Here is a 26826-nt window from a genome sequence, read left to right as displayed (position 1 = left end):
GAACCCGCACCACCATGCTCCGCTACACCGTCCTGCGCCTGCTCATCTTCTTCGGGGTCCTGTCCCTGTTCTGGCTGCTCGGGCTGCGTGACCGCGACCAGCAGTGGATGCTGCTCGTCCTGTCGGCCCTGGTGTCGATGGTGCTGTCCTACTTCGTGCTCGCCCGCTTCCGCGAGGAGAGCACCCGCCAGCTGGCCGAGCGCGTGCAGCGGCGCACCGAGGCCAAGCAGGCCGCCGCGGCGGCCGGCCACGGCACCGTCCACGGCGACGACGAGGCGGCCGAGGACGCCGAGGACGAGCGCGGGCCCGCCGAGTACCGCTGACGGATCCGGGCCGGGTCAGGCCTGGCTCGGGCCGCCTTCGCGCGGCTCCCGAGACAGCCGGCGCCTCACCAGCGCGCCGACGAGGGCGAGCGCTGCCGCGCAGGCGGCGCCGAACAGACCCAGCAGCGCGAAGAACGGCAGCCGCCCCGACAGTGGCTCCGCCCCGTCGTACCCCGCGACCATGAAGACCAGCGCGAGCGTGAAGCCGTAGAGGCCCGCGTCGACAGCAGCCGCCCGGCGCGACCGCGCGAGGACCCCGACCATGACGGCAGCCCCCAGGGCAGCAGGCTCCACCCCGACCCGACCAGCACGTACCGCGCTCCCAGGACTCCGAGCAGCGCACCGAGCAGCGCGAGACCGCCCCGCCGCACTGCAGGTCGCATCCGCACGCCGACCGTCAGCCGAGCCCGGCCCGTAGCCGTTCGACCGTGCCGTCGACGTCGGTGAGCTTGTCGAGACCGAACAGCCCGATCCGGAAGGTCGAGAAGTCGTCCCGCTCGCCGCACATCAAGGGCACCCCGGCAGCCACCTGGAGCCCGCGCTGCTTGAACCTGGCGCCGCTGCGCACCTCGGGGTCGTCCGTGAACGAGACCACCACGCTGGGCGCCTCGAACCCCGCCGCCGCGACGGAGGGGTACCCGTGCTCGGCGAGCATCGCGCGCACCTGCGCACCGAGCGAGATCTGGGCCTCGCGCAGTACGTCGAGGCCCAGCGAACGGGTCTCCAGCATGAGGGCGGCGTCGCGGGCGAGCGCGTCCGTCGGCATCGTCGCGTGGTACGGCGTCTGGCCCTCCAGGTAGGACTCGCTCACCGTCAGCCACTTCTGCAGGTCCACCGCGAAGCTCGTCGAGGTCGTCCCCATGACCTGCTCACGCCCGGCCTCCGACAGCATGACGAAGCCCGCGCAGGGCGACCCGCTCCACCCCTTCTGCGGGGCGCTGAGGAGCACGTCGGCGCCGACCTCGGCCATGTCGACCCACATCGCCCCGGAGGCGACGCAGTCGAGGACGAAGAGACCGCCGACGGCGTGCGTCGCGTCGGCGACCGCGCGGACGTACTCGTCGGGCAGCAGGATGCCGGCCGCCGTCTCCACGTGGGCCGCGAAGACGACCGCGGGGCGCTCGCGTTCGATGGCCTCGACCACCTCGGCCACGGGTGCCGGTGCCCACGGAGTCTGCGGGTCGTCCGAGGCCGGTCGTGCGCGGCACACCGTCGTCTCGCTGGCCACGGAGCCGGCCTCGAGGATCTGCGACCAGCGGTAGGAGAACAGGCCGTTGCGGACGACGAGGCAGCGACGGTCGGTCGCGAGCTGTCTGGCGACGGCCTCCATGGCGTACGTGCCACCGCCCGGCACGACCGCGACCGTGTGGGCGCTGTAGGTCGTGCGCAGGACGTCGAGGATGTCCTGCATCACCCCGACGAACCGCTTCGACATGTGGTTGAGGGACCGGTCGGTGAAGACCACCGAGTACTCCAGCAGTCCATCCGGGTCGACGTCATGACGAGGGAGGCTCACCTCGGCAAGGGTGCCACAGCCACGTCCGTCCAGCGCGGCCGGCGAGTGCCCCATCCGCGGCGCCTCCTCGCCCCAGTCCGGGTTGTCCGATGTCGTGGGTAGCGTCGCGGGCATGCTTCGCACCCCTCGGTCCCGCGCGGCGGTGGTGGTGGTCCTGTGCCTCGTGCAGTTCGTCGACGTGCTGGGCGTCACCGCGGCCATCGTCGCCATCCCCTCGATGCTCGACGGCGTCGGGGCCGGCGATGCGGCGGCGGGGCCGATCGCGACGGCATACGCGATGTTGTTCGGTGGCCTGCTGGTCGTGGGCGCGCGGCTGGGCCACCGCTACGGCCACGTGCGGATGCTGCTGGTCGGTTTGGTCGTCTTCGCACTCGCCGGTGCCACGGGGGCGCTGGCGCAGCACGCGTGGCAGCTCGTGCTGGCGCGGGCGGTCCAGGGTGCTGCCTCGGCACTCACCGTCCCCGCGGCCCTGAGCCTGCTGTTGGCGGCCGCCACGGCCACAGGTGAGCGGACCAAGGCGCTCGGACTGTGGAGTGCGGCCGGCGCAGCCGCGGGGGCGAGCGGGTTGTTCGCCGGTGGGCTCCTCATCGAGCTGTTCGGCTGGCGTGCGATCTTCTGGGTCAACGTGCCGCTGGCTGTCGGGCTGGCTGCCGGGGTCCGGTACTGGGTCCACGTGCGACCCGTCCAGGACACCGAGGCCGCGCTCGACGTGGTGGGGGCGACGCTGCTCGTCGCGGCGGTGATGGGTGTGGTGCTGGGTGCGGCGTTGGTCCAGGAGGCGCACTCGCGGGTCCTAGGCCTCGTGGTCGTCCTCGGCGGCGTGGTCCTCGGGCTGCTGCTGGTGGCGTGGCTGCGTCGGGCGCGGGGGCCCCTGGTCTCCCTCTCCTCCCTGCGAGCCCCGCACCTGCTGGCCGGGACCCTGGGTTCCTTCGTCAACACGGCTGTCACGAGCTCGACCGCGGTCCTGCTCACGCTGTACCTGCAGAGGCGGCACGGGTTCAGCGCGTTCGAGGCGGGCCTGACCCTCCTGGCCCTCAGCCTCGCGGTGGTCATCGGGGCATCTGCCGCGCCGCGTTTGTCGCGTGGATACGGACCGCGCCGTCCCGCCGTCGTGGGGTTGGGCAGCATGACCCTCGGGAACCTGGTCGTCGCCGTGACGACGTTCGCCGGCGACAGCTTGGCCACCTTTGCGGCGGTGGCCGGCACCATCGTCGGGCTCCTCCTCCTCGGCACGGGGCTGGGGCTGTCGTCCGTGGCGTTCAACGACATCGGCACCGACCTTCCGGAGCACGAAGTGGCCACCGCCACCGGCGTCCTGAACACGGGGGCCCAGCTCGGCACGGCCATCGGGGTGGCGGCCCTGCTGCTGGTGGGGGCGCCCGGGACATACGGCCCCATACCGGCCGTGTCCGTCGCGGTCGGGCTCGCCGCGCTCCTCGGCGCCGGCGCCACCCGTGTGGTCGTGCGGTGGCGGCCGGACTGAGGCTGCAGGAAGGAGTTGGGCCCCGAAGGTGGCGTGGACCTGAACCCCCGACCCGTGGCCCTCGTCTACCTGATGGCGCCGGTCCATCCCGGGCTGTCCGCTCCTGATCGGGAGGTTGTCCATGACACGCATCGCTCGCCGTCCCTCACCACTCCTGGCGCTCGGCGCCAGCCTCGGCGCCGCCGTCGGTCTGCTGGCCCTCAGCGCCCCTGCCGGAGCCACCGACTTCTCCGCCTACCACCAGGTCAACCTCGTCTCGGACGTGCCGGGGATGGCGAAGGTCACCGACCCCCACCTGGTGAACGCCTGGGGGGCTTCCTACCTGGGCGCCAGCCCGCTCTGGGTCTCGGACAACGGCGCGGACGTGACCACGCTCTACTCCGGCGGCGTCGACGGCAGCCCGCAGACCGTCGTGCCGCTCGTCGTCAGCATCCCGGGTGGTGCACCCACCGGCCAGGTCTCCAACGCCACGACGTCCTTCGTGGTGCATGACTCCGCCGGCAACGCCGCACCTGCGCGGTTCCTGTTCGTGGGGGAGACCGGCCACCTCAGCGGGTGGAGCCCCGCCGTCGGCGGCACCGGCGCACCGCCGTCGACGCACGCCGTGGACGCGGTCGTCACCCCCGGGGCGGTCGACAAGGGGATGGCCATGGGTCAGGCGTCCAACGGGCCGCGGCTCTACGTCGCGGACTTCTCGGCCGGCGTCGTCGACGTCTACAACGGTGACTTCCAGCGCGTCGTCACCAAGGGCAACTTCAAGGACGCCCGGCTGCCGCACGGCTTCGCGCCCTTCAACGTCATGGTCTCCGGGGACAAGGTGTACGTCGCGTACGCGAAGCAGGACAGCGCGCACGTCGACGAGGTCGCCGGTCCTGGACTGGGTCGGGTGGACGTGTTCACCCTGGACGGTGCCCTCGTCCGCCGCGACGCGAATCACGGCGTGCTCGACGCGCCATGGGGCCTGACCATCGCACCTACCGGCTTCGGCAGGTTCTCCGGTGACCTGCTCGTCGGCAACTTCGGCGACGGGCGCATCCACGCCTTCGACCCGGCGACGCTGCAGCTCGAGGGGACGCTGCGTGGCCCGGGCGGCAAGGCGATCACCATCGACGGGCTGTGGGCGCTGCTGCCCGGCAACGGCACCGAGGGCTCGACACATGACGTGCTCTTCACCGCCGGTCCGCAGGACGAGGCCCACGGGCTGCTCGGGCTGCTCCACGCCGGCCGCTGACGCGCGCCGTGCCGGCTGCGGGCTCGTCCGGGGGGACGGGCCCGCAGTCTCGCCCGGGCTGGTCGCTACTGCAGCGGGATGTCGTGGCCCGGGGAGCGTTCCTCGTCGGTGCGCGGGCCGAAGATGCGGCGGTCGGCCTCACTGATGGCCAGGTCGTTGATCGAGGCCTCGCGCCGGCGCATGAGGCCGTTGTCGTCGAACTCCCACAGCTCGTTGCCGTAGCTGCGCCACCACTGGCCGCTGCTGTCGTGGCACTCGTACTGGAAGCGGACGGCGATCCGGTTGCCGGTGAAGCTCCACAGGCTCTTGCGCAGGGCGTAGTCGAGCTCGCGTTCCCACTTCGCGGTGAGGAACTCGACGATCTGCTCGCGTCCGACCACGAAGGCGTCGCGGTTGCGCCACACGGAGTCCGGTGTGTACGCCAGGCTCACGCGGTGGGGGTCGCGCGTGTTCCACGCGTCCTCCGCCGCCTGGACCTTCTGTCGGGCGCTGTCCTCGTCGAAGGGCGGGAAGGGTGGGCGTGGTTCGGACATGGCATCGACCTTCCTTGCGGGTGGGATCCCATCGTGGCCGACCTCGCTAGGCGCCGCCTCCAACCGCTGTCGGGCTGCCTCCGTACCCCTCACGCTCTGTCGTCCGGTCCGGGCGTGGACGATCGAACCCGACCACCCCCTCAGCCTCCACCCTGGGACCAGGGCCCCGTGATGTTCGGCGGTCGGTCGTGCTTGTCGGTGTGCTCGTCGTACCACTTGTCGTGGTCCTCGTCCCTGACGAGGGAGCGCAGTCGCTTCGTGGTCCTCCGTAGCCCTCGCAGAGTCTCCTTCATCGTGCGCATGGCCTTCACCCCTTTACGGCCCCGGCTTCACTCGCGCACCTCGACCCTCCTCCGCCACAGCGTCGTTGGCCTCCGTTGTTCGGCGTAGCGGTGCATCGTGAGTCCGGAGCACGAGCGGCGGCACTGCCGGGATGAGGACAGCCGCCAGCGCTCAGACGGAGCGGCTGAGCCAGACCCCCACCGCGAACAGCACGGCGTACGCGATCTCGAACAGGCCGGTCGCCGCCAGGACCGGCACCAGGGCACGTCCGGTGGCGCCGCGGCGCAGACCCTGCAGCGGCTTCCAGAGGATGCCCAGCGCGAGGAACGACAGCAGCACGAACGGCAGGCTGAACGCCACCAGCACCACCATGGCCAGCGAGACCACGACGAGCGCGACGTAGAGGAGCCGGGTGCCGCGGTCGCCGAGCCGGACCGCCAGCGTGCGCTTGCCGCTGGTCTCGTCGGTGGGGATGTCGCGCAGGTTGTTGGCGACGAGGATGGCCGAGGCGATGGCGCCGACCCCAACCGCGCCGGCGAGGCCAACCCAGCTCAGCTCCTTGGCCTGCGTGTAGAGCGTGCCGAGCGTCGCCATGAGCCCGAAGAAGACGAACACGTAGAGCTCACCGAGCCCGCGGTACCCGTACGGGTTGTCGCCGCCCGTGTAGCGCCACGCGGCGACCACGGCCAGGGCGCCCAGCGGGATCATGATCCACGCCTCGCTGATCGCCACGAGCGCCAGGCCCACGAGCGCGGCCGCTCCGAAGAAGGCGAACGCCATGAGTTTGACATTCTCGGGGGCCGCCTTGTGCTGACCCACCAGCCGGATCGGTCCGACGCGGTCGCTGTCGGTCCCACGGATGCCGTCGGAGTAGTCGTTGGCGTAGTTGACGCCGACCTGCAGTCCCAGCGACACGAGGACGGCGAGGATGGCCAGGCCGAGGTCGACCCGCTCCAGGGGCGCCGCGGCGGCAGTGCCGATGATGACGGGGGCGATGGCAGCGGGGAGGGTGCGTGGGCGCGCGCCGGCGATCCACTGGGACAGGGTGGCCATGGGGTGGTGGTCTCGCTTGCTCGGGTTCGGTCGGGTGGTTCGGGGTCGCGCGCGCTACCGGTGGCGGCCGCGCGGGCAGGTGCTCAGAGCCTACGGAGGAAGTCCGGGTCGTCGTCGGGGCCACGCGGGCGACGCGGCTGCTGTCGTGGGCCGGTGCCGGGTCGGGGCTGCTCCGGCCGGCCGGCGACGAACCAGCCGACGGCACCGAGGAGCGGCAGGACCACGATGAGCAGGGCCCAGAACAGCTTCGGCACCCCGCGCACGGCGTCCTCGTCGCTCTGCATGCAGTCGACCAGGGCGTAGACCGTCAGGGCGATCAGGAGGAGCCACGGGGCCAGCCGGATCATGCGCCCATCGTGTCATGGCCCGCTGGTGAACAGACCGGCGATCCCGGCCCGGTCCGGTTTGCCCGGTCCGCGCTGCGGCAGCCGGTCCACGACGAGCAGCCGCCGGGGGAGCGCGTGGTCGGCGAGGCCGCCGCGCAGGCCGTCCCGGAGCTGCTCCAGCGTGGGCGCCGGAGCCCCGGCGCGGACGACCACGGCCGCGGCCACGGCCTCGCCCCACCGGTCGTCGGGCACGCCGACGACAACGGCCTCGCCGACCACCGGCAGGGCCAGCAGGGCGTCCTCGACGAGCCGCGGCGCGACCTTCAGCCCCCCGGTGGTGATGACGTCGTCGAGTCGGCCGTCGACGTGCCAGCGACCGGTGGCCGGGTCGAGGTGGCCCGCGTCGTTCGTGCGGAACCAGCGCTCGCCGTCGTCGTCGGTGGTGAAGACCTCGGCGGTCAGGTCGGGCCGCCCGAGGTAGCCCGTGGCCAGCGTCGCCCCACCGAGCACGAGCCGGCCGAGCTCGTCCGCGCGGACCCGGCTCACCGACAGCGGCACCCCGTCGTAGACGCACCCGCCGGACGTCTCACTCATGCCGTAGGTCGTCACGACCCGCACGCCGGCGTCCGAGGCCCTGGTGAGGAGGCTGGGCGCGCTGGCCGCGCCACCGACCAGTACCGCGTCGAACGTCGTGAGCGCGGAGGTGGCCGCGCCGTCGTCGAGGAGACGGACCAGCTGCGTGGGCACGAGCGCGGTGTAGCGGCGCTCCCCGCCGAGGGCCCGTGCGGCCCGGACGAACGAGGCCGCCGTGAAGCCACCCTCGAGCTCGACGAAGCCGGGGGTCGTGCCCGCGACGACCGACCGCACGAGCACCTGGACCCCGGCGATGTGGTGCGGCGGCATAGAGAGCAGCCACGTCCCGGGGCCGCCCAGCCGCTCGTGGGTGGCGGTCGCGCTGGCGACCAGAGAGCTGCCGGGCAGCATCGCCAGCTTGGGGGTGCCCGTCGAGCCCGACGTGCCGACGACGAGCGCCGTGCCCGAGTCCGGGGTGGCGCCGTCGGGGACCTGCACCGGGGACCCGCCGGCGGCGTACGGGAGCACGGCCGGGCCGCCCTCGACGGCCTCGCGCAGGGCAGGCAGCGCCTCGTGGGCGGCACGTCCCGGGCCGATGGGGAGGGGACGCAGCGTGCTCACCCGCCTCAGGCTAGCCAACCGGTGGACGGCCGCTCAGGGCGGCGGGACGATGGGGACGGGAGGCCTCATGGACGCTGACTTCGCGGCATACCTCGACCGGGTGCGGACCCACCGCGCCGAGCTGCGTGACTCCGTCGCGGCCGTCGACGAGGCGCTGGCCTCGCCGATCGCGCGAGGCGGTGCGTGGCGCGAACGGGTCCGTGCGGCGCTCGCCGAGCTGTCCCACGACTTCCGCGACCACGTCGCCCTGACCGAGGCACCCGGCGGGCTGTACGCGTCGGTGCGGCAGAACGACCCGCGGCTGGCAGGTCGGGTGAAGCGGCTGCTGCGCGAGCACGAGCGCTACCGCGAGGACATCGACGCCTACCTCGCGGTGCTCGAGCACGGCGGCACGACGGCCGACCTGCCGGTCTTCCGCGAGGAGGTCACCACCCTCATGGGACAGCTCGTGCGGCACCGGCAGAAGGGGGCCGACCTGGTCTATGAGGCGTACGACGTCGACCTCGGAGGTTCGGGCTGAGGGGTGGAGGGCTGAGCGGGGCCCGGAAGCAGACGGCCTAGAAGTACCAGGGGAAGGGCGACCAGTCGGGGTCGCGCTTCTCGAGGAACTGGTCGCGTCCCTCCACGGCCTCGTCGGTCATGTACGCGAGCCGGGTGGCCTCGCCGGCGAAGACCTGCTGGCCCATGAGCCCGTCGTCGAGCAGGTTGAACGCGAACTTCAGCATGCGCTGGGCCTGCGGACTCTTGCCCATGATCTCGCGGGCGACGTCGAGGGCGTCGGACTCCAGGGCGGCGTGGTCGCTGACGAGGTTGACCGCACCCATGCGGTACATGTCCTCGGCCGTGTAGGTGCGCCCGAGGAAGAAGATCTCGCGGGCGAACTTCTGGCCGACCATCTTGGCGAGGTACGCCGAGCCGTAGCCCCCGTCGAAGGAGCCCACGTCGGCGTCGGTCTGCTTGAAGCGGGCGTGCTCACGGCTGGCCATGGTGAGGTCGCAGACGACGTGCAGGGAGTGCCCGCCGCCCGCCGCCCAGCCGTTGACCAGCGCGATGACGACCTTGGGCATGGTGCGGATGAGGCGCTGCACCTCCAGGATGTGCAACCGCCCACCCTCGGCCTTGACCCGACGGTGGTCGACACCGGCAGCGGTGTCGTCGCCGTCGTCCGCGGCGTACTGGTAGCCCGAGCGCCCGCGGATGCGCTGGTCACCACCGGAGCAGAACGCCCACTTGCCAGCGCTGCCCGAGCCCTCGGGGCCGGGGCCGTTGCCGGTGAGCAGCACGACACCGACGTCGGGGGTGCGGCGTGCGTGGTCGAGCGCACGGTAGAGCTCGTCGACGGTGTGCGGCCGGAAGGCGTTGAGCACCTCGGGCCGGTCGAACGCGATGCGGACCGCACCCACGCCCTTGGCCCGGTGGTAGGTGATGTCGGTGAAGTCGAAGCCCTCGACGACGTCCCACGCGTCGGGGTCGAAGGTCTCGCTGACGGTCCGCTGCTCGCTCACGTCGCGAGGCTACCCGCGACGCACGCTCGAAGAGCCGGCCGGTCAGGCGGCGAGGGCCTTCTCGATGTCCTTGGTGAGGCTGCCGGGCTCGGTGGTGGGGGAGAAGCGCTTGACCACCTGCCCGTCGCGACCGACGAGGAACTTCGCGAAGTTCCACTTGATGTTCTTGCCGAGCAGGCCGCCCTTCTCCGACTTCAGCCAGTCGAAGACCGGGTGGGCGTCGTCGCCGTTGACGTCGACCTTGGCGAACATGGGGAACGAGACGCCGTAGTTGCGCTCGCAGAAGGTGCCGATCTCCTCGGCGTCGCCGGGCTCCTGGCCGCCGAACTGGTTGCACGGGAAGCCGAGGACGACCAGGCCCTGGTCGGCGTAGGTCCGGTAGAGCTCCTCGAGCCCGCCCAGCTGCGGGGTGAAGCCGCACTGGCTGGCGGTGTTGACGACGAGGACGACCTTGCCCGCGTACGCGGAGAGGTCCTGCTCGGAGCCTTCGAGGGTGGTGGCGGAGAAGTCGGACAACGTGGGCATGGTGGACAGCGTATGTCGGGTGAGACGGCGCGGCACGGGCGAGGCCTGACGTGGGACCGGTGCCCGGCGCCGTGGACCGATATGTCCGTTTCTGGGTAGCGTGGGGTGCTCCTGTCAGCGCCGACACCGGAGTCCCACATGGCCAGTGCCACCGACACGACCACCACGACCACGACCGAGGGCCGCAGGCCCGGGTGGTCCCTCATCGGACCGGGGCTGGTGGTCGCGGCCACCGGGGTCGGTGCCGCCGACCTCGTCGCCACCCTCATCGCCGGCAGCAAGTACGGCTACGCGTTGTCGTGGACCGTGGTCGTCGGCTGCGTCATGAAGATCGTGCTGGTCGAGGGCGCCGGCCGGTTCTCGCTCGCGACCGGGCGCACCATCTACGAGGGCTGGTCGAGCCTCGGGCGGTGGACGCACTGGTACTTCGGGCCGTACATCGTCGTCTGGGGCTTCGTCTACGGTGCCGCCGCCATGGCCGGCACCGGCCTGCCGCTGCACTCGCTCATGCCGTTCCTGTCCGTGCCGGCCTGGGGCATCCTCTCCGGGCTCATCGGGCTCGTGCTCGTCTGGTGGGGCCACTACGCGTTGTTCGAGAAGGTGTGTGCAGCGCTGGTCGGCATCATGTTCGTGACCATGGTGGGCGCCGCGGCCCTCACGCTGCCCAACCTCCCGGAGCTCGCCAAGGGCCTCGTGCCGCTCATCCCGGACGGGGCGCTCGTCAACGTCCTGTCGGTGGCCGGCGGCGTCGGCGGCACGATCACCCTGGCCGCCTACGGCTACTGGATCCGCGAGAAGGGCTGGACCACCCCCGGCCACATGCGGGTCATGCGGATCGACAACGGCATCGCCTACCTCGTCACCGGCATCTTCGTCGTCTCGACCCTCATCGTCGGCGCCGAGCTCCTCTACTCCGCGAACATCGCGATCAAGACCGGCGACGAGGGGCTGCTCAGCCTCTCCGACGTCCTCGCCTCCCGGTACGGCGCGTGGGCCGGCAGCGTCTTCCTCGTCGGCTTCTGGGCGGCGGCGATGTCCTCGCTCGTGGGCGTCTGGAACGGCGTCTCGATGATGTTCGCCGACTTCGTCGGCCACGTCCGCGGCCACGGCCAGGACCACCCCGACAGCCGGCTCGGCGGCAAGTGGTACCGCGCCTACATCCTCTGGCTGACGTTCCCGCCGATGGTGATGATGTTCCTCGGCAAGCCCGTCTACCTGATCCTCGCCTACGGCGTCCTGGGGGCGTTCTTCATGCCGTTCCTGTCGGTGACCCTGCTCTGGCTGCTCAACACCGACCGGGTGCCCCGCGAGTGGCGCAACAAGCTGCCCTCCAACGTCGCGATGGTGCTCTGCGCCGCCGCGTTCATCGCGCTCGCGGTCAACGAGCTGCAGAAGGCCGTGCGCGGCGCCTGAGCGGGCGCGGTTGGATGGGCGGGTGACCCACCACGAGACCGCCGTGCCCGACCTGGGCGACCTGCTCGCTGGGCTCCGGGTCGTGTCGATCCCCATGCGGGTGCGGTTCCGGGGCGTGGAGGTGCGTGAGGCGGCGCTGCTTCACGGTCCGTCGGGATGGGGAGAGTTCTCGCCCTTCCTCGAGTACGAGCCGCTCGAGGCGTCCCGCTGGCTCGGCGCGGCCGTCGAGGCGGCGTACGGCGCGTGGCCGGCCCCGCGCCGTACCGCGGTGCCCGTGAACGCCACCGTCCCGGCGGTGGGGCCCGAACGGGTCCCCGAGGTCCTGGCCCGGTTCGACGGGGCGACCACGGCCAAGGTCAAGGTGGCCGAGCGCGGCCAGTCCGTGCAGGACGACGTCGACCGCGTCGCCGCGGTCCGCGACGCGATGGGCAGCGCCGGCCGGGTGCGCGTCGACGCCAACGGCGGGTGGACGGTGGACGAGGCGGTGGAGGCGCTGCGGCGGCTGTCGCGGTTCGGGCTGGAGTACGCGGAACAGCCGTGCGCGACCGTGGAGGAGCTGGGCGAGCTGCGCCGCGCGCTGGCCCGCGCCGGTGTCGACGTGCTCGTCGCCGCCGACGAGTCGATCCGCAAGGCCGACGACCCGCTGCGGGTGGCCCGCGAGGGCGCCGCCGACCTCGTCGTGGTCAAGGTCGCGCCGCTCGGCGGGGTACGGCGCGCGCTGGAGGTCGTCGAGGCGTGCGGGCTCCCGGCCGTGGTCAGCTCCGCCCTGGACACCTCCGTCGGCATGGCCGCAGGCGTCGCACTGGCTGCCGCCCTGCCCGCCCTCGACCACGCCTGCGGCCTCGGGACGGTGGCCCTGCTCGCCGGCGACGTCGCCGAGCCCCCGCTCCTGCCCTCGGGCGGCCGGCTGCCGGTGGGCAGGGTGGACGCGCAGGAGGACCTGCTCGAACGCTGGGCCGCGCCGCCCGAGCGCGAGCAGTGGTGGCGCGAGCGCGTCACGGCATGCCACCCCCACCTGAGCGGCGCTACGGTCGACCCGTGAACATCGTCTTCGTCGAGCCAGGGTTCCCCGCCAACCAGCGCCGGTTCGCCCTGGCGCTCGCCTCGGTCGGGGCCGACGTCATCGGCGTGGGGGAGTCCGACGAGTGGGCGCTCGACGACGAGCTGCGCGGTGCGATGTCCGGCTACTACAAGGTCGGCTCCGTCACGAGCCTGCACGACATGACCGAGGCCGTGCGCTTCATCCAGTCCAAGGTCTGGGTCGACCGCCTCGAGGCGACCGTCGAGGCGCACACCATGACGGCGGCACAGGTCCGCGAGGCCACCGGCATCCCCGGCACCTCCGTGCGGACCACCTGGCTGTGCCGCGACAAGCCGTCGATGAAGCAGGCGCTGCGGGAGGCCGGCGTCCCGACCGCGGCCTCGCGCGCCGTCGACCACGCCCACGAGGTCTGGGAGTTCGCCGAGGAGCACGGCTACCCGCTGATCCTCAAGCCCCGTGACGGCGCCGGGGCCAAGGACACCGTCCGGGTGGACGACGACGAGCAGCTCGGCCGGGCGCTGGTCGACTTCGGCAGCCACGGCGCGGCGTCGATCGCGGTGGAGGAGTTCGTCGAGGGACACGAGGGGTTCTACGACACCATCACCCGCGACGGGCACGTCGTCCACGACTGGACCACGCACTACTACCCCAACGTGCTGGAGGCGATGCGCACCCGCTGGATCTCGCCTCAGTTCGTCACCACCAACCGCATGGCCGACTCCGACTTCTACCGCGAGGTCGCAGAGATGGGGCAGCGCGTCATCCAGGCCCTCGGCATCGAGACGTCGGCGACGCACATGGAGTGGTTCCACGGACCCAAGGGGCTGCGGTTCTCCGAGATCGGCTGCCGGCCGCCCGGCGTCGGCTGCTGGGACCTCTACTCCGCCAGCAACGACGTCGACGTCTACCGCGAGTGGGCGCACGTCATCGTCCACGGGTTCCCCGAGCGGCAGATGCTGCGCCCCTACTCGGCCGGCATCGTGGCGCTGCGGCCCGAGGCCGACGGTCAGATCACGGGCTACAGCGGCATCGACGAGATGCAGTCGCGGCACGGCCAGTGGGTCATCGACGCGCACTTCCCCCACGTCGGCCACCACACCCAGCCCGTCGAGGCCGGCTACATGGCCAACGCCTACGTGCGCATGCGCCACCCCGACTACGACACCCTGCGTGGGATGCTCGACGACGTGGGCTCCACCATCCGCGTGCACGCAGGGTAGGCGCGAGAACCCTCCATGCGGACCATCCTGCTGGGCCCCCAGCGGTTCATGACCACGGCCGGCACCGCCCTGCGCTCCCTCGGCGTCGACGGCCCCGTCGCCACGATCAACGCCGGCTGGGAGGAGCGCGAGGACGTCGTCGACGAGCTCGACACGGTCCTGGACGGCCGCGCCCACCACCTGCGGCTCTACCACCGCACGTTCGACGTCCTGGCCAAGGACGAGGTCTTCGCGGCAGCAGCCCTGGCCTTCCGCGACCGCCACGACGCGCTCCTCTCGCTCTACCGGCTGCGGCTGCACCACTCCATGGAGGGTGTGTACGACGTGGTGCGCCGCACGCGCGAGGGTGAGGGTCGGGCGCGGGGTGAGGTCGAGGGCCGGTCCCGCGTCGAGGGCTCCGGTGAGCCCGCGTCGTTCGGTGCCGTCGACGACGCCGTCGAGGGCGTGCGGCACGTCGATGCCTGGTACGCCGCGCAGCTCAAGGGCCTCTACGCCGACCTCGACGCCGCGGCACCGCTCGACTCCAGCGGCGTCATCGCCTGGCACCGGGGCGAGATCAGCGCCGCCCTGGCCGACAGCTCGGCCCTGGTGCTGACCGGCGGCCACGTCGGCACCTTGCTGCGGGCGTTGCGGCTCTTCGCGATCCGCATCCCCGACGACCTGCCCGTCATCGCCTGGTCAGCCGGGGCGATGGCCCTCACCGAGCGGGTGGTGCTCTTCCACGACTTCGGGCCCGAGGGCGCGAGCGAGGCGGAGGTCTACGACCGCGGGCTCGGCCGGGTACGCGGTGTCGTCGCCCTGCCGCACGCCCGCCGCCGGCTGCGCCTCGACGACCGGGACCGGTGCGCGGTGATGGCGCGCCGGTTCACCGACCAGCACTGCGTGCTCCTCGACGACGGCACGGCGCTGGAGCTCACGGCCGACGGCGGGCTGCCCAGGGGTGCCCGGATCCTCGGCATCGACGGCGCCGTCCACGAGCTGGGGGCGGCTGCTGCGACCTCGGCGCCCGCCGGCGCGCAAGGAGCCACGACGTGAACGAGCGCAGGCTGGCCGTCAACCGGCTGCGGGAGCGGCTGCCCGTCGACGGCGCCGCCATCGACCGCTTCCTCGCCCGTCACCCGTCGCCGGTGGTCGAAGGGGAGCGGGCCACGTTCCTGTTCCGGGGCGAGGCCGACGAGGTGCGCGTCCGCCACAGGGTCGTCGGGCTGCCGGACCCGCTGCCCATGCGACGGCTGCCCGACACCGACCTCTGGGCTGCGACGACCACCCTGCCCAGCGGGTCGCGGGTGGAGTACCAGCTCGAGACCCGGCGCGGTGACCACTACGAGTCCTTCAACGACCCGCTCAACCCCAAGGTGGCGCACTCGCCCATGGGGTCGAGCTCGGTGTGTGCCGCCACGGGCTACGAGGTGCCCGACTGGGTCCACCACGACCCCGAGGCGCGGCAGGGGGAGATCGTCGAGGACGTGTTGCGCTCCAAGGCGCTTCGCCGCGAGCAGCCCGTCAAGCTCTACCTCCCGGCGCGCTACACCGCAGCCCAGCGCTACCCCCTGCTCGTGGTCCACGACGGCACCGACTACCTCGACTACGCGGCGATGAAGACGGTGCTGGACAACCTCATCCACCGCCTCGACGTCGCGCCGGTCGTCGTCGCGTTCGTGCCGCCGCGCGACCGGCTCAAGGAGTACCCCAACCACGCCCCGCACGCGCGCTTCATCGCCCGCGAGCTCGTCCCGAGGCTCGCAGAGCGCTTCTCCCTCGTCGACGACCCGCAGGGCCGCTGCCTGATGGGGTCGAGCTTCGGCGGCATCGCGTCGCTGTCGACAGCGGTGCGCTACCCGGGGGAGTTCGGGTCGCTGCTGCTGCAGTCGGCGTCGATGGTGTTCACCGACATCGGCAGCGACCACGGGGGCGGCCCCTACTTCGACCCCGTGGTGAAGTTCGTCAACCGCTACCGCGCCAGGCCCACGCGACCCGTCGACCGGATCTTCATGTCCTGCGGCACCTACGAGCCGCTCATCACCCCCAACCGGTCGATGGTGCCCGTCTTCCGTGAGGCCGGCATGACGGTCCGCTACGTCGAGGCCCGGGACGGCCACAACTGGGAGGACTGGCGAGACCGGCTGCGCGACGGCCTGTCGTGGATCTTCCCCGGCCCGCAGAAGTTCGTCTACGAGTGAGGAGACGCACGTGAAGGTGACCGAGCACTGGTGGTCCGACCGGATGGAGCAGGAGCTGTCCCTGGTCCGGTGGGGGCACTACGGCGTACCCGTCCTGCTCTTCCCCACCGCGGGCGGCGACGCCGAGGAGGTGGAGCGCAACCACCTCGTCGGCTGCCTCGCGCCGATGATCGAGGCCGGCCGCATCAAGGTCTACTCGTGCGACAGCGCCGCGGGACGGGCGATGGCCACGAAGGTCGGCTCGACGGAGTACCGCATGTGGCTGTTCAACGCCTACCACCAGGCCGTCGCCCACGAGGTGGTGCCGGCGATCCACGCCGACAGCAATGGGCCACAGCCCATCGTCACGGCGGGCGCCTCGATCGGCGCGTTCAACGCCGTGGCGATGCTGTGCCGCTACCCCCACCTGTTCAGCGCGGCGGTCGGCATGAGCGGCACCTACGCCATCGAGCAGTTCATCGGCGGCCCCCACACCGACGAGCTCTACTTCTCCTCGCCGCTGCAGTTCGTGCCCGGCCTCGAGGGTGACGCCCTCGAGACGCTGCGCCACCGGTTCGTCCTGCTGGCCTCCGGCAGCGGTGCGTACGAGGACGTGGGCGAGTCCTGGGCAGTGGCGAAGGTGTTGGGGGACAAGGGGATCCCCAACCGCGTCGACGACTGGGGCCCGGGCTACATGCACGACTGGCCGACGTGGTGGGAGATGCTCCCGCTCTACCTCGACGACCTCGTCCCGTGAGCGCCGTGGTCACCGTCGCCGACCGCGTCGCCGCCGCCGTCGACGCGGGTATGGCGCGCGGTCGCGACGACCTCGCGCGCCTGGTCGCGCTGCGCTCGGTCGCCAACGCCGTGATCGAGCCCGCCTCGGAGTGCGAGGCCTCGGCCGCTCTCGTCGCGTCGTTGCTCACCGACGCGGGCGTCGGTGGGGTCGAGCAGGTCGAGGCGCCGGACGGGTCGATCGCGGTGGTGGGGCGGTCCCCGGGCCCGGAAGGGTCCCCGTGCGTGCTCCTGTACTCCCACCACGACGTCGTCCCCGCGGGTGACCTCGACGCCTGGTCGACACCGCCGTGGGAGCTCACCGAGCGCGACGGCCGGTGGTTCGGCCGTGGGGCCGCCGACTGCAAGGGCAACCTGGTCGCGACCCTGCTCGCGCTCCGGGCCGTCCGCGAGGTGCTCGGGCCGTGGCCGGTCGAGGTCGCCGTCGTCTGCGAGGGGTCGGAGGAGCAGTCGAGCGGGGGCATGGAGGCCCTGGCCCGCGCCCGCCCGGAGCTCGTGCGCTGCGACGCCTTCGTGCTGGCCGACACCGGCAACGTCGAGCTCGGGGCGCCCACGCTCACGACGTCCCTGCGGGGCACCGGCAGCGTCCTCGTGACCGTGCGCACCATGGCCCACCCCGCGCACTCGGGCATGTACGGCGGTGCGGCCCCGGACGCGCTCCAGGCCCTGCTGACGGCCCTGGCCTCGCTGCGGGACGCCGAGGGTGAGACCACGGTCGACGGGCTCGACCACGACGGCACCTGGGAGGGGTCCGGGTTCGACGAGGCCCGGTTCGCCCACGACACCGGGCTGGTGGACGGGGTGGCGCCGCTGGGCGGCGGAAGGGGCGCCGCGGGGATCGCCGACCGACTGTGGGCCAGACCTGCCGCCACCGTCCTCGCCATCGACTGCCCGCCGGTCTCCCAGGTGACCGCCGCCGTCCAGGGCGAGGCCCGGGCCGTCGTCAACCTGCGGGTGCCCGCCGGCACCGACCCCCGGGCCGCGCAGGAGCTGCTCATGGCCCACCTGCGCAGGCACACGCCGTACGGGGTGGTGGAGGTGCGGCCGGTCTCGCTCGGCCACGGGTTCCGCGCCCGGACCGACGGTCCCGCGTACGCCGCCATGACGAGGGCGATGGAGCGCGCGTTCGGGCACGGGGTCGCGACGGCCGGCCAGGGTGGCTCGATACCGCTCGCCACCACGCTCGCGGAGGTCGTCCCGGAGGCCGAGGTGCTGCTGCTCGGCGTCGAGGAGCCGGCGTCCCGCATCCACGGGCCCGACGAGTCGGTGCACCCGGACGAGCTGCGGCGCACGGCGGTGGCCCTCGCGCTCTTCCTCCTCGAGCTGGCCGGCCTCGACCCCGAGGCCCCGACCACGGCACCTGGCGAGGCGGCCCGGTCGTGACCGTCGTCTGGGCCTGGGCTCTCCTCGACCTGCCGGAGGAGGGGTTCGACGAGCAGCTGGCCTTCTGGCAGCAGATGACCCGTACGACGCTGTCCCCCTGGCGTGGGGAACATGACGAGTTCGCGACGCTGCTGCCCGCGGCCGGCGACGCCTGGGTCAAGGTGCAGCGCACCGGCGGCCCCGCCGGCGTGCACGTCGACCTCGAGGTGGACGACCTCGACGCCACCCGAGCGCTCGCCGAGGGACTCGGTGCCCGGGTGTCGCAGGACCTCGGCTCGCTGTTCGTGTGCCGTTCGCCCGGCGGGTTCCCCTTCTGCCTGGTCGCGGCTCGCCCCGGCGGGCCGTCGCGCCAGGTGCGGGACGGGCAGCCGAGCCTGCTCGACCAGGTCTGCCTCGACATCCCCGCGGACCGGTACGGTGCCGAGCTCGACTTCTGGACCAGGCTCACCGGGTGGGCGCAGCCCTCCCCGCACCCCGACACGTCCGGGTTGCTGCCCCTGGTCCGACCGGAGGGTCTGCCGTTGCGGCTGCTGACCCAGCGCTTGGGCGAGGCGGGCGGCGAGGTCAAGGCCCACGTCGACCTCGCCTGTGCCGACCGTGCCTCAGAGACGCTCGTCCACGAGTCGCTCGGCGCCCGGTTGGGTCCGGTCCACGAGGGCTGGACCGTGATGACCGCGCCCCGGGGGCTCCGCTACTGCCTCACCGAGCGGGCGCCGGGGACCGGCCTGCGGCCCTGACCCGCGTGCACAGGACGCTCCGCCGCGAGCGGCCGTCCACAGCCCCACCGCCGACCCCTGACGCCCGCGAGGCGGCTGCGGCAGGTTCGGGGCATGGTGGGTGGCCCGGAGGAGATGAGGCGGCAGGCGGCCAGGGTGGCTGCCGAGGCCGCACGGGTGCGGGACGTCGCGGCCGGGGTCTCGGCCACGCGCGCGGTGCCGTGGCAGTCGCCCGCCGCGAGCGCCTTCCGTGACTCCGTGACGCTGTGCGTGGTGTCCCTGCACCGCACGGCCGAGCTGCTCGACGCCGCCGCCCAGCTGCTGCACGCGCACGCCGCAGCGGTCGAGTCGGTGCTCGACGCCCTGCCCCTGGTCGGTGCGTCGCGGCACCCGCCCCACGCAGGAGGTGGTCGGTGAGCGACGGAGGGCTTCGCGTCCGTGGAGGAGCGGGCGGGACGGCAGTCGGCCTGGCGGCGCTCGAGGCGGCCGCGGGACGGTTGGCCGTCAGCGCGCAGGACCTCGCCGCCTCGCTGGCAAACGTCCTGCTCGTCGCCGCCGACCCCGGGCTCGCGGGCGCGGCCCCCTCCCTCGTCACGGCGGCGGCAGCCGAGGCGGCCCTGGCGGTCGCAGCCGGCCCGAGGGGGCTGGCGGGCGACGCCGCGCGGGTCGCAGCCCTCGCCGGCGCGACGGCGGCGACCGTGACCGCCTACCGCGCCGCGGACGCCGAGGTGGCCCGGACTGTGGCCCTCACCCAGGACGCCGTGATGTTCGCGGTGGGCCGCAACGCGCCCGAGGTCGCCGTCGGGGTGCTCACGCTCCGGGCACTGGGGGTCGACCTCGGTGCCGCACTCGACCGTGCCGTCTGGGAGGTGCCGGCGATCGCCGACCTGGCGGGTGGGGCCGACGGCCTGGTCGCGGGCCTGCGCACCGACCCCAGGACCGCGCCGTTGCTGGCACCGGGAGCGACCGACCACCGCTCACGCCCCGGTGAGGCTCGCGACTACGAGGACGCCCTGGAGGTGCTCACAGGCACCGCGGCGGCGTGGGGCCTGCTCGACGACGGTGGAGCGGTGCAGGTGCAGGCCGAACCGGTGGCGCGGGCGGGCGCCTGCGCGCCCCGGTCGCTCGAGGACCTGGCCCGCGACCAGGGCAACCTCGGCGACGCGGAGGACTACCCCGGCCACGTCCGCGTCGTCGAGGTGCCGACCGCCTCGGGCCGGGCCTGGATCGTGGAGGTGAGCGGCACCCAGGTGTGGGACCCGCGGGCCGGCGCCAACCCGTTCGACACCACGACCGACGTGCGGGCCATGGCGCAGCAGTCCACCGCGCTCGCCCGAGGGGTGCAGGAGGCGCTCGAGCAGGCGCAGGCCGAGTCCCTGGCGGCCGCGGCGAGAGCGGGCGGGCCGGACGGTCTGGAGGATGGCGCGGAGGCGGCCGCGGACGGCTCGGGTCCGGACCCGTCCGGGGAACCCGTCATGCTCGTCGGCCACAGCCTCGGAGGGATCGTCGCGGCTGCGATGGCCTCGTCACCGGCCTTCACCGCACGACACCGGGTCACCCACGTCGTGACGATGGGCTCGCCGGTCGCCCGCATGCCGGTGCAGTCGGGCACCCAGGTGCTGTCGCTGGAGCACCGCCAGGACCCGGTGCCCCGGCTCGAGGGCGCCCCCAACCCCGACCGGGCCGGCTGGGTGACCGCCACCCGCGACCTCGACGACGGAGCCCGCGACGGCACCGGGAGCGCCGCCCACGGGGTGGGGGAGTACGCCGCGACCGCGGCTGCCGTCGACCGCTCCACCGACCCGTCGCTGGTCGCCTGGCGCGGCGGCAGCGAGGCCTTCTTCTCGCTGGTGACGGGTGAGGAGGTGGTGGTGCGGGACTACCGGATCGCCCGCGTGGTGCCGACATCCCGGGTGGCACAATCCGGACCGTGAACCCGTCGACCGCCATGGCCACCGTCCTCGTCGACGAGCTGGTCGGGCGCGGGGTCCGTCACGTCGTGCTGTGCCCGGGCTCGCGGTCCGCCCCCATCGCGTACGCCGTGCAGGCCGCCGAGCGCGCGGGCAGGCTCACGATGCACGTGCGGGTCGACGAGCGCTCGGCCGGTTTCCTCGCGCTCGGGCTCGCCAAGCTCACCCGGGTGCCGGCCGTGGTCGTGACGACCTCCGGCACCGCCGTCGCCAACCTGCACCCCGCCGTCCTCGAGGCCCACCACGGCGTGGTGCCCCTGGTCGTCCTGTCCGCCGACCGGCCGTCGGAGCTGCGGGGCACCGGGGCCAACCAGACCACCGTGCAGCCCGGCATGTTCGCGGACGCGGTCCGCTGGTCGGTCGACGCCGAGGCGCCGCGCCGCGTCGCCGGCGAGGTGGCCCGGTGGCGGGCGCTCGCCGCCGACGCGGTCGGCCACGCCACCGGCTCGCGCCCCGGTACCGAGCCGGGTCCGGTCCACCTCAACGTCCAGCTGCGAGAGCCCCTGGTCCCCACGGACGGAGAGCCGTGGCCGGAGCCGCTGGACGCCTCTTCGGACGCTGCCCCAGGGGCGCCCTCCGACGCGCCCGCCGCCCCCGCGACCGGAGCATGCGCCGCAGCTGCGACCACTGCAGGCGCAGGCACCGACGGGTCCACGGGCGGGGTCGAGCACGTCGCGCGGACCGTGGTCGTCGTGGGCGACCTGCCCGAGCCCGACCAGTTCGAGCGCGCCGTCCGCTGGGCCGGCGAGCACGGCTGGCCGGTGGTCGCCGAGCCCTTCGGCACCCACCCCCGTGCCCGGGTGCTGCCGCACGGGCCCCTCGTCCTGAGCGACCCCGCCTGGCTCGACGACCACGCCCCCGACCGGGTGGTGGCCGTCGGCCGGCTGACCCTCTCGCGACCCGTCGCCGCGCTGCTGCGCCGACCGGGCGTGCGGGTCGAGGCGGTCGGAGCGCACGGCTGGATCGAGTCCCGCCCCGACATCCACGCGGTCCACCCCGTTTCGGTCCTCGACGAGGCACCGGCCGAGTCCCCCTCCGAGGACCCGGACTGGTTGCGGTCCTGGCAGGAGGCGGGTGCGCGGGTCGCGGCCGCGGCGGCGGGCCTGGAGCAGCCGTGGCCCAGCGGGCTGGCCGTCGCCCGGACCGTGCTGGAGAGCCTGCCCGAGGGGGCGACCGTGTTCGTGGGGTCGTCCAGCTCGGTCCGCGACCTCGACCTGGCCGCCCCCCGCAGGGAAGGCCTGCGCGTGGTGGCGAGCCGTGGGCTGGCCGGTATCGACGGCTGTGTCTCGACCTCGGTCGGGCTCGCGCTCGCGGGCCCCGGGCCGACCTACGCGCTGATGGGTGACCTGACGTTCCTGCACGACTCCAACGGGCTCCTGGTCGGCCCGACCGAGCTCCGGCCGGACCTCACCGTGGTGGTCGTCAACGACGACGGTGGCGGCATCTTCACCCTCCTCGAGCCGGGCGAGCCCTCGAGGTCGGCGGACTTCGAGCGCATCTTCGGCACGCCGACGGGTGTCGACCTCGCCGCGCTGTGCGCCGCCCACCACGTGGAGCACCGGCTGGTCACCTCCCGGGCCGAGCTCGCCGGAGCCCTGACCGCACGCCCTCGCGGCCTCACCGTGCTGGAGGTGCCGCTCGACCGCTCCGCGCACCGTGAGCAGCACGCTGCGCTGCGCCGAGCGGCGGCCGAGGCGCTGCGGAGCCGGGGCCCGGCGGAGGCGCCTGAGCAGCCCCAGCCGCGCTGACAGCCTTGGAGTCTTGGCAGTCTTGGCTGCCGGAGGGGCTCAGGGAAGGTGGCGCAGCGGCATGCCCCGCGCGATGAGGTCGTCGCGCAGGTGCTCCGGGCCGGTGAAGAGGATGGCGTCGAGCCCGGTCGCCTCCGCGGCCTGGACGTTGGCCGCGCTGTCGTCGACGAAGATGCAGTCGTCGAGCCCCGCCCGGTGCCGCACCCGCTCCTCGAGCACCTCGAAGATCTCGGGGTCGGGCTTGGCGACGCCCTCCTCGCCCGACACGACGATGTCCTCGAACAGGTCCAGGAACTCGAACCGCTCGACCGCCCGCGGGAACAGGTCGGCCGACCAGTTGGTCAGCGCGAACAGCGGCACCTGCCCCGCGTGCAGCTCGCGCAGGATCTCCACGCTGCCGGCGATCTCCTCGACCATCGACGCGTCGAAGTGCTCCCTGTAGGCCAGGACCTCCTGCGCGTAGTGCGGGTGGCTGGCGAGGGCCGCCTGCTCCGCCTCGGCCAGGCTGCGGCCGGCGTCGTTGGCGTGGTTCCAGGCGGCGAAGTCGAAGTCCGGGTCGGCGAGGAAGGCGGCTGCCCGGTCGGCGCCGACGGCCGCCGCGATGGCGGGCACGGGGTCCCAGCGGATGAGGACGTTGCCGAGGTCGAAGACCACGGCGTCCGCGGGGCGGGGGGCCAGCGGGTCCGACCCCGCGCGGACGGCCGCGTGACCGGTCGCGCTGCCGTCCGCGTGGTCGTGCGCGTGGCCCAGGGTGCCGTCCGAGCCCACGGGTCAGCCTGCGGTGAGGGCGTCGCGCATGGGCACGAGTTTGGCGTCGGACTCGGCGACCTCGGACTCGGGGTCGGAGCCGGCGACGATGCCGCAGCCGGCGAACAGCCTCATGGAGGCGGCGTCGTCGGGCTCGAAGGCCCCGCAGCGCAACGCGATCCCCCACTCGCCGTCGCCGGAGGCGTCCATCCAGCCCACGGGCCCGGCGTAGCGGCCGCGGTCCATGTGCTCGAGCTCGGAGATGAGTGCGTCGGCCGCGGCGGCGGGGGTCCCGCAGACGGCGGCCGACGGGTGCAGCGACGCGGCGAGGGTCAGCGAGGTGGCCCCGTCGGCGAGCACTCCGGCGACGTCGGTGGCCAGGTGCATCACGTTGGACAGGTGCAGCACGAACGGCGACTCCGGCACGTTGACCGACGAGCAGTGCGGCCGCAGGGCGTCGGCCACCGACCGCACGGCGTACTCGTGCTCCTCGAGGTCCTTGCTCGAGCGGGCCAGCGAACCCGCGAGCGCGAGGTCGTGGGCGTCGTCGCCGGTGCGCCGGATGGTGCCCGCGAGCACCCGTGAGGTGACCAGCCCCTTCTCGAGCCGGACGAGCATCTCGGGCGTCGCACCCACGAGCCCGTCGACGGCGAACACCCACGTCGTGTCGTAGCGCTCGGCGAGCCGGTGCAGCAGCCAGCGCGGGTCGATGGGCTCGTCGGCCTCGACCCGCAGGTCGCGGGCGAGCACCACCTTGTCGAGCTCGCCTGCGGTGATCCGGGAGACGGCCTGCTCGACCGCGCCGGCCCACTGGGCGGGGGACAGCGCGCCGTCGGCGAAGGCGATGCCCTGGGGCTCGACCGGTGCGGACTGTCGTGGCACCACGGGGGAGGGGAGCTCGGCGCCGGTGCCGGTGGTGGTCACCCACCACTGGCCGTCACGGGCACCGACGACGACCTCGGGCACGACGAGCGTGGCCCCGGAGGGGGACCCGGCGGAGTACGCGACGGAGCCGAAGGTCACCGGGCCGGTGCCGGGGCGCTGCACCTCGTCGCGCACCACGGCGGTGGCCACGACCTCGCGCCACCACGCCTCGGCCTCCGCGAACCGGTCCGGGCCGTGGGCGGTGAACTCCAGCGCGCGGCCCCAGCCGACGAGGCCCTCGCCGCGGCGTACCCAGCTCGCGAGCGCCCGCGGGTCGCCGAGGTCGGGCAGCAGGCTCAGGAGCCGGCCGGGGTCGGGCAGTGCCACGGTGCGGGCGACCAGGGGCGTCCCGTGTGGCCGGGACGCGGCCGTGGGCGTGGGCAGGGTGCTCATGTCGGGGGCCAGCCTACGACCGCCGGGTACGGCGCCGGGCCGGGGCTGCCGGTCCACCGACGGTGGGGGAGGATGGCGCCATGACCCGCGCCAGCCTCGAGAAGGACCCCCGGGACGTCGCAGCGATGTTCGACGACGTCGCCGGCAAGTACGACCTGACCAACGACGTCCTCTCCCTCGGCCAGGACCGGCTGTGGCGGCGTGCCGTGCTGAAGGCCGTGGCCGCACAGCCCGGTGAGACCGTCCTCGACATCGCCGCGGGCACGGGCACGAGCAGCGAGCCGTTCGCCGACGGGGGCGTCCACGTCGTGCCGGCCGACTTCTCCCTGGGCATGCTGCGCGTGGGGCACCGGCGACGGCCCGACCTCGGCTTCACGGCCGCCGACGCGATGCGCCTGCCGTTCGCCGACGACAGCTTCGACGCGGTGACCATGTCCTTCGGCCTGCGCAACGTCGCCTCGGTGGAGACGGCGCTCGCCGAGTTCCGCCGCGTCACGCGCCCGGGGGGCCGCCTCGTCGTGTGCGAGTTCAGCCACCCGGTCAACGGCGCGTTCCGCAAGGTCTACACCGAGTACCTCATGCGCTCGCTGCCGCCGATCGCGCGCCGCGTGAGCAGCAGCCCCGAGTCCTACGTCTACCTCGCCGAGTCGATCCAGGCCTGGCCCGCCCAGCGCGAGCTCGCGACCACGATCGGGGCCGCCGGCTGGTCGCAGGTGGCGTGGCGCAACCTCACCGGCGGCATCGTGGCGCTGCACCGCGCGGTCAACGGCACGGGGAAGGCGGGTTAGGGCTGCCTAACTAGGAGGGCCGTGCGGGGCGGGAATAGACTCCGCAGCTGTAGTTCGTGAAGTCGTTCACAAGCGGGTGAGGCAGGCGTGACAGACACCATCAAGCAGGCTGCAGGCGGCAGTCCTGTGTCAGGCACACCCACGGAGACCGCCGACGTCATCGTCGTCGGAGCCGGTCCGGCAGGCTCGGCCACGGCCGCCTACCTGGCGATGACGGGGCTCGACGTCCTCCTGCTGGAGAAGACCACGTTCCCCCGCGAGAAGGTCTGCGGCGACGGCCTGACCCCGCGCGCGGTCAAGGAGCTCATCACCCTCGGCATCCCCACGCCCGAGGAGGACGGCTGGATCAAGAACCACGGCCTGCGGATCATCGGCGGCGGCATGCGCCTGTCCCTCCCGTGGCCCGACCTCGCGAGCTTCCCGCCCTACGGCCTCGTCCGCACCCGGCAGGACTTCGACGACATCCTCGCCAAGCACGCCGTCAAGCACGGTGCGCGCCTGCGTGAGGGCACCAACGTCACCGGCCCGATCCTGGACTCCCGCGGCTCGATCGTGGGCGTCACCGCGAAGGCCACCGACGAGAAGGGCCGCGCGACCGGCCCCGAGCTGCGCTACACCGCACCGCTGGTCGTCGCCGCCGACGGCAACTCGTCCCGCCTGTCGCTGTCGATGGGCCGCGAGAAGCGCGAGGACCGCCCGATGGGCGTCGCCGTCCGCACCTACTACACGAGCCCGCGCCACGACGACGACTACCTCGAGTCCTGGCTCGAGCTGTGGTCCACCGACGACAACGGCAAGAAGGTGCTGCTGCCCGGCTACGGCTGGATCTTCGGCGTCGGCGACGGCACCTCCAACGTCGGCCTCGGCATCCTCAACACCTCCAGCGCCTTCGGCAAGACCGACTACAAGGACGTCATGCGGCGCTGGGTCGCGACGATGCCGCAGGAGTGGACCTACTCCGACGAGACGATGGTCGGCCCGATCCGCGGCGCGGCGCTCCCCATGGGCTTCAACCGCCAGCCGCACTACGACAAGGGCCTGCTCCTCGTCGGTGACGCGGGCGGCATGGTCAACCCGTTCAACGGCGAGGGCATCGCCTACGCCATGGAGTCGGGCCGTCTCGCTGCCGAAGTCATCGCCCAGGCGTTCGCCCGCACCGACGACGCCCAGCGTGAGCGGGTCCTGCAGTCCTACCCCGGCGTCATGGCCGACGCGCTCGGCGGCTACTACACGCTCGGCCGCTACTTCGCCAAGATGATCGGCAACCCCGAGGTGATGCGCCTCGCGACCAAGTACGGCCTGCCGCGCACGACCCTGATGAAGTTCCTGCTGAAGGTCATGGCCAACCTCGCCGAGCCCCGCGGCGGCGACGCCAGCGACCGCCTCATCACGGCTCTGTCCAAGATGGCGCCCGACGCATGACCCGTCGTGCAATCGCTGAGGCCACCCCTAGGATTGGGGCGCGCACGGCGCGGCCCGCCCGCTCGTCCCGCACGGACGCCGCCCAGCGCATCGGGACCGGCGTCGGCCCTGACTTCACAGATGACTTCGACGATG

At 73.3% G+C, this 26826-nt stretch carries 28 protein-coding genes; 17 read left to right on the top strand and 11 right to left on the bottom strand.

The window, feature by feature from the left end; genetic code table 11:
- Positions 1-14: 14 nt before the first annotated feature.
- Positions 15-323 carry a DUF4229 domain-containing protein gene (locus ABEA42_RS01060; protein WP_056882123.1) on the top strand — a complete coding sequence of 103 codons (309 nt, stop codon included), beginning with the start codon at positions 15-17 and terminating at the stop codon, positions 321-323.
- Between the two features lie 15 nt (positions 324-338).
- Here the strand turns inward: ABEA42_RS01060 and ABEA42_RS01055 are convergent, their stop codons facing one another.
- Together ABEA42_RS01055 and ABEA42_RS01050 are read right to left on the bottom strand one after the other, a co-directional pair.
- Positions 339-617 carry a hypothetical protein gene (locus ABEA42_RS01055; protein WP_345500543.1) on the bottom strand — a complete coding sequence of 93 codons (279 nt, stop codon included), beginning with the start codon at positions 615-617 and terminating at the stop codon, positions 339-341.
- Positions 618-720: 103 nt separating this feature from the next.
- Positions 721-1953, bottom strand: a complete 1233-nt coding sequence (locus ABEA42_RS01050; RefSeq protein ID WP_345500542.1) for an aminotransferase class V-fold PLP-dependent enzyme — start codon at positions 1951-1953, stop codon at positions 721-723.
- On the opposite strand from ABEA42_RS01050, the gene ABEA42_RS01045 reads away from it, so the two are divergent.
- Together ABEA42_RS01045 and ABEA42_RS01040 are read left to right on the top strand one after the other, a co-directional pair.
- Positions 1952-3322 (top strand): MFS transporter, encoded by a 1371-nt coding sequence (locus ABEA42_RS01045; protein WP_345500540.1) that lies wholly within the window; start codon positions 1952-1954, stop codon positions 3320-3322. The genes ABEA42_RS01050 and ABEA42_RS01045 overlap by 2 nt on opposite strands.
- A 121-nt stretch (positions 3323-3443) precedes the next feature.
- Positions 3444-4553, top strand: coding sequence for a TIGR03118 family protein (locus tag ABEA42_RS01040; protein ID WP_345500538.1), 1110 nt, complete (start codon positions 3444-3446; stop codon positions 4551-4553).
- A gap of 65 nt (positions 4554-4618) precedes the next feature.
- On the opposite strand, the gene ABEA42_RS01035 is transcribed toward ABEA42_RS01040, so the two are convergent.
- The 5 genes from ABEA42_RS01035 to menE all read right to left on the bottom strand — a co-directional run bounded on the left by ABEA42_RS01035 (position 4619) and on the right by menE (position 7941).
- A complete protein-coding gene (locus ABEA42_RS01035; protein ID WP_345500536.1) occupies positions 4619-5086 on the bottom strand; it encodes a nuclear transport factor 2 family protein in 468 nt (155 codons plus the stop codon).
- Between the two features lie 140 nt (positions 5087-5226).
- A complete protein-coding gene (locus ABEA42_RS01030) occupies positions 5227-5388 on the bottom strand; it encodes a hypothetical protein (RefSeq protein WP_345500535.1) in 162 nt (53 codons plus the stop codon).
- A gap of 151 nt (positions 5389-5539) precedes the next feature.
- Positions 5540-6421: a 1,4-dihydroxy-2-naphthoate polyprenyltransferase gene (locus ABEA42_RS01025; protein ID WP_345500534.1), complete on the bottom strand. Its 882-nt coding sequence runs from the start codon at positions 6419-6421 to the stop codon at positions 5540-5542.
- A gap of 83 nt (positions 6422-6504) precedes the next feature.
- Positions 6505-6768 carry a PLD nuclease N-terminal domain-containing protein gene (locus ABEA42_RS01020; protein ID WP_345500533.1) on the bottom strand — a complete coding sequence of 88 codons (264 nt, stop codon included), beginning with the start codon at positions 6766-6768 and terminating at the stop codon, positions 6505-6507.
- 12 nt (positions 6769-6780) lie between these two features.
- Entirely contained in the window at positions 6781-7941 is a 1161-nt protein-coding gene (menE, locus tag ABEA42_RS01015) for an o-succinylbenzoate--CoA ligase (RefSeq protein WP_345500532.1), read from the bottom strand.
- Positions 7942-8008: 67 nt separating this feature from the next.
- Between menE and ABEA42_RS01010 the strand changes: the two genes are divergently transcribed.
- On the top strand, positions 8009-8461 hold the full coding sequence (locus ABEA42_RS01010; protein ID WP_345500531.1) for a hemerythrin domain-containing protein: 453 nt from the start codon (positions 8009-8011) through the stop codon (positions 8459-8461).
- A gap of 37 nt (positions 8462-8498) precedes the next feature.
- Here ABEA42_RS01010 and ABEA42_RS01005 read toward each other — a convergent pair whose 3' ends face one another.
- Together ABEA42_RS01005 and ABEA42_RS01000 are read right to left on the bottom strand one after the other, a co-directional pair.
- On the bottom strand, positions 8499-9446 hold the full coding sequence (locus tag ABEA42_RS01005; protein WP_345500530.1) for a 1,4-dihydroxy-2-naphthoyl-CoA synthase: 948 nt from the start codon (positions 9444-9446) through the stop codon (positions 8499-8501).
- A gap of 42 nt (positions 9447-9488) precedes the next feature.
- Complete coding sequence (locus ABEA42_RS01000) at positions 9489-9971, bottom strand: glutathione peroxidase (protein WP_345500529.1); 483 nt, start codon at positions 9969-9971, stop codon at positions 9489-9491.
- A gap of 138 nt (positions 9972-10109) precedes the next feature.
- Between ABEA42_RS01000 and ABEA42_RS00995 the strand changes: the two genes are divergently transcribed.
- The 11 genes from ABEA42_RS00995 (at position 10110) to menD (ending at position 22417) form a co-directional block, all read left to right on the top strand.
- Positions 10110-11384: an Nramp family divalent metal transporter gene (locus tag ABEA42_RS00995; RefSeq protein WP_345500528.1), complete on the top strand. Its 1275-nt coding sequence runs from the start codon at positions 10110-10112 to the stop codon at positions 11382-11384.
- 22 nt (positions 11385-11406) lie between these two features.
- Positions 11407-12426: an o-succinylbenzoate synthase gene (locus ABEA42_RS00990; RefSeq protein WP_345500527.1), complete on the top strand. Its 1020-nt coding sequence runs from the start codon at positions 11407-11409 to the stop codon at positions 12424-12426.
- The gene (locus ABEA42_RS00985; RefSeq protein ID WP_345500526.1) at positions 12423-13646 is read left to right on the top strand and encodes an ATP-grasp domain-containing protein; all 1224 of its coding nucleotides are present in this window, start codon (positions 12423-12425) and stop codon (positions 13644-13646) included. The genes ABEA42_RS00990 and ABEA42_RS00985 overlap by 4 nt, the downstream gene beginning before the upstream one ends.
- A gap of 15 nt (positions 13647-13661) precedes the next feature.
- A complete protein-coding gene (locus ABEA42_RS00980; RefSeq protein ID WP_345500525.1) occupies positions 13662-14681 on the top strand; it encodes a type 1 glutamine amidotransferase family protein in 1020 nt (339 codons plus the stop codon).
- A complete protein-coding gene (locus ABEA42_RS00975; RefSeq protein WP_345500524.1) occupies positions 14678-15826 on the top strand; it encodes an alpha/beta hydrolase-fold protein in 1149 nt (382 codons plus the stop codon). The genes ABEA42_RS00980 and ABEA42_RS00975 overlap by 4 nt, the downstream gene beginning before the upstream one ends.
- 10 nt (positions 15827-15836) lie before the next feature.
- Positions 15837-16562, top strand: a complete 726-nt coding sequence (locus ABEA42_RS00970; protein WP_345500523.1) for an esterase family protein — start codon at positions 15837-15839, stop codon at positions 16560-16562.
- Positions 16559-17983 carry a M20/M25/M40 family metallo-hydrolase gene (locus ABEA42_RS00965; RefSeq protein ID WP_345500522.1) on the top strand — a complete coding sequence of 475 codons (1425 nt, stop codon included), beginning with the start codon at positions 16559-16561 and terminating at the stop codon, positions 17981-17983. The genes ABEA42_RS00970 and ABEA42_RS00965 overlap by 4 nt, the downstream gene beginning before the upstream one ends.
- Entirely contained in the window at positions 17980-18720 is a 741-nt protein-coding gene (locus tag ABEA42_RS00960) for a VOC family protein (protein ID WP_345500521.1), read from the top strand. The genes ABEA42_RS00965 and ABEA42_RS00960 overlap by 4 nt, the downstream gene beginning before the upstream one ends.
- Before the next feature lie 93 nt (positions 18721-18813).
- Positions 18814-19116 carry a hypothetical protein gene (locus ABEA42_RS00955; protein WP_345500520.1) on the top strand — a complete coding sequence of 101 codons (303 nt, stop codon included), beginning with the start codon at positions 18814-18816 and terminating at the stop codon, positions 19114-19116.
- The gene (locus ABEA42_RS00950; protein ID WP_345500519.1) at positions 19113-20633 is read left to right on the top strand and encodes a PGAP1-like alpha/beta domain-containing protein; all 1521 of its coding nucleotides are present in this window, start codon (positions 19113-19115) and stop codon (positions 20631-20633) included. Before ABEA42_RS00955 ends, ABEA42_RS00950 begins: the two co-directional genes overlap by 4 nt.
- Entirely contained in the window at positions 20630-22417 is a 1788-nt protein-coding gene (gene menD, locus ABEA42_RS00945) for a 2-succinyl-5-enolpyruvyl-6-hydroxy-3-cyclohexene-1-carboxylic-acid synthase (RefSeq protein WP_345500518.1), read from the top strand. The genes ABEA42_RS00950 and menD overlap by 4 nt, the downstream gene beginning before the upstream one ends.
- 39 nt (positions 22418-22456) lie before the next feature.
- Here the strand turns inward: menD and ABEA42_RS00940 are convergent, their stop codons facing one another.
- Positions 22457-23185, bottom strand: a complete 729-nt coding sequence (locus tag ABEA42_RS00940; RefSeq protein ID WP_345500516.1) for an HAD-IA family hydrolase — start codon at positions 23183-23185, stop codon at positions 22457-22459.
- A 3-nt stretch (positions 23186-23188) separates the two neighbouring features.
- Positions 23189-24481: an isochorismate synthase gene (locus ABEA42_RS00935; RefSeq protein ID WP_345500515.1), complete on the bottom strand. Its 1293-nt coding sequence runs from the start codon at positions 24479-24481 to the stop codon at positions 23189-23191.
- 80 nt (positions 24482-24561) lie between these two features.
- On the opposite strand from ABEA42_RS00935, the gene ABEA42_RS00930 reads away from it, so the two are divergent.
- Positions 24562-25269 carry a demethylmenaquinone methyltransferase gene (locus tag ABEA42_RS00930; RefSeq protein WP_345500514.1) on the top strand — a complete coding sequence of 236 codons (708 nt, stop codon included), beginning with the start codon at positions 24562-24564 and terminating at the stop codon, positions 25267-25269.
- 87 nt (positions 25270-25356) lie between these two features.
- On the top strand, positions 25357-26691 hold the full coding sequence (locus ABEA42_RS00925) for a geranylgeranyl reductase family protein (RefSeq protein ID WP_345500513.1): 1335 nt from the start codon (positions 25357-25359) through the stop codon (positions 26689-26691).
- Positions 26692-26826 lie beyond the last annotated feature (135 nt).

Origin of the sequence: Pedococcus ginsenosidimutans (assembly GCF_039544395.1) — a bacterium.
GTDB classification, from domain to species: domain Bacteria; phylum Actinomycetota; class Actinomycetes; order Actinomycetales; family Dermatophilaceae; genus Pedococcus; species Pedococcus ginsenosidimutans.
This window is presented reverse-complemented; position numbering and strand designations above follow the sequence as displayed.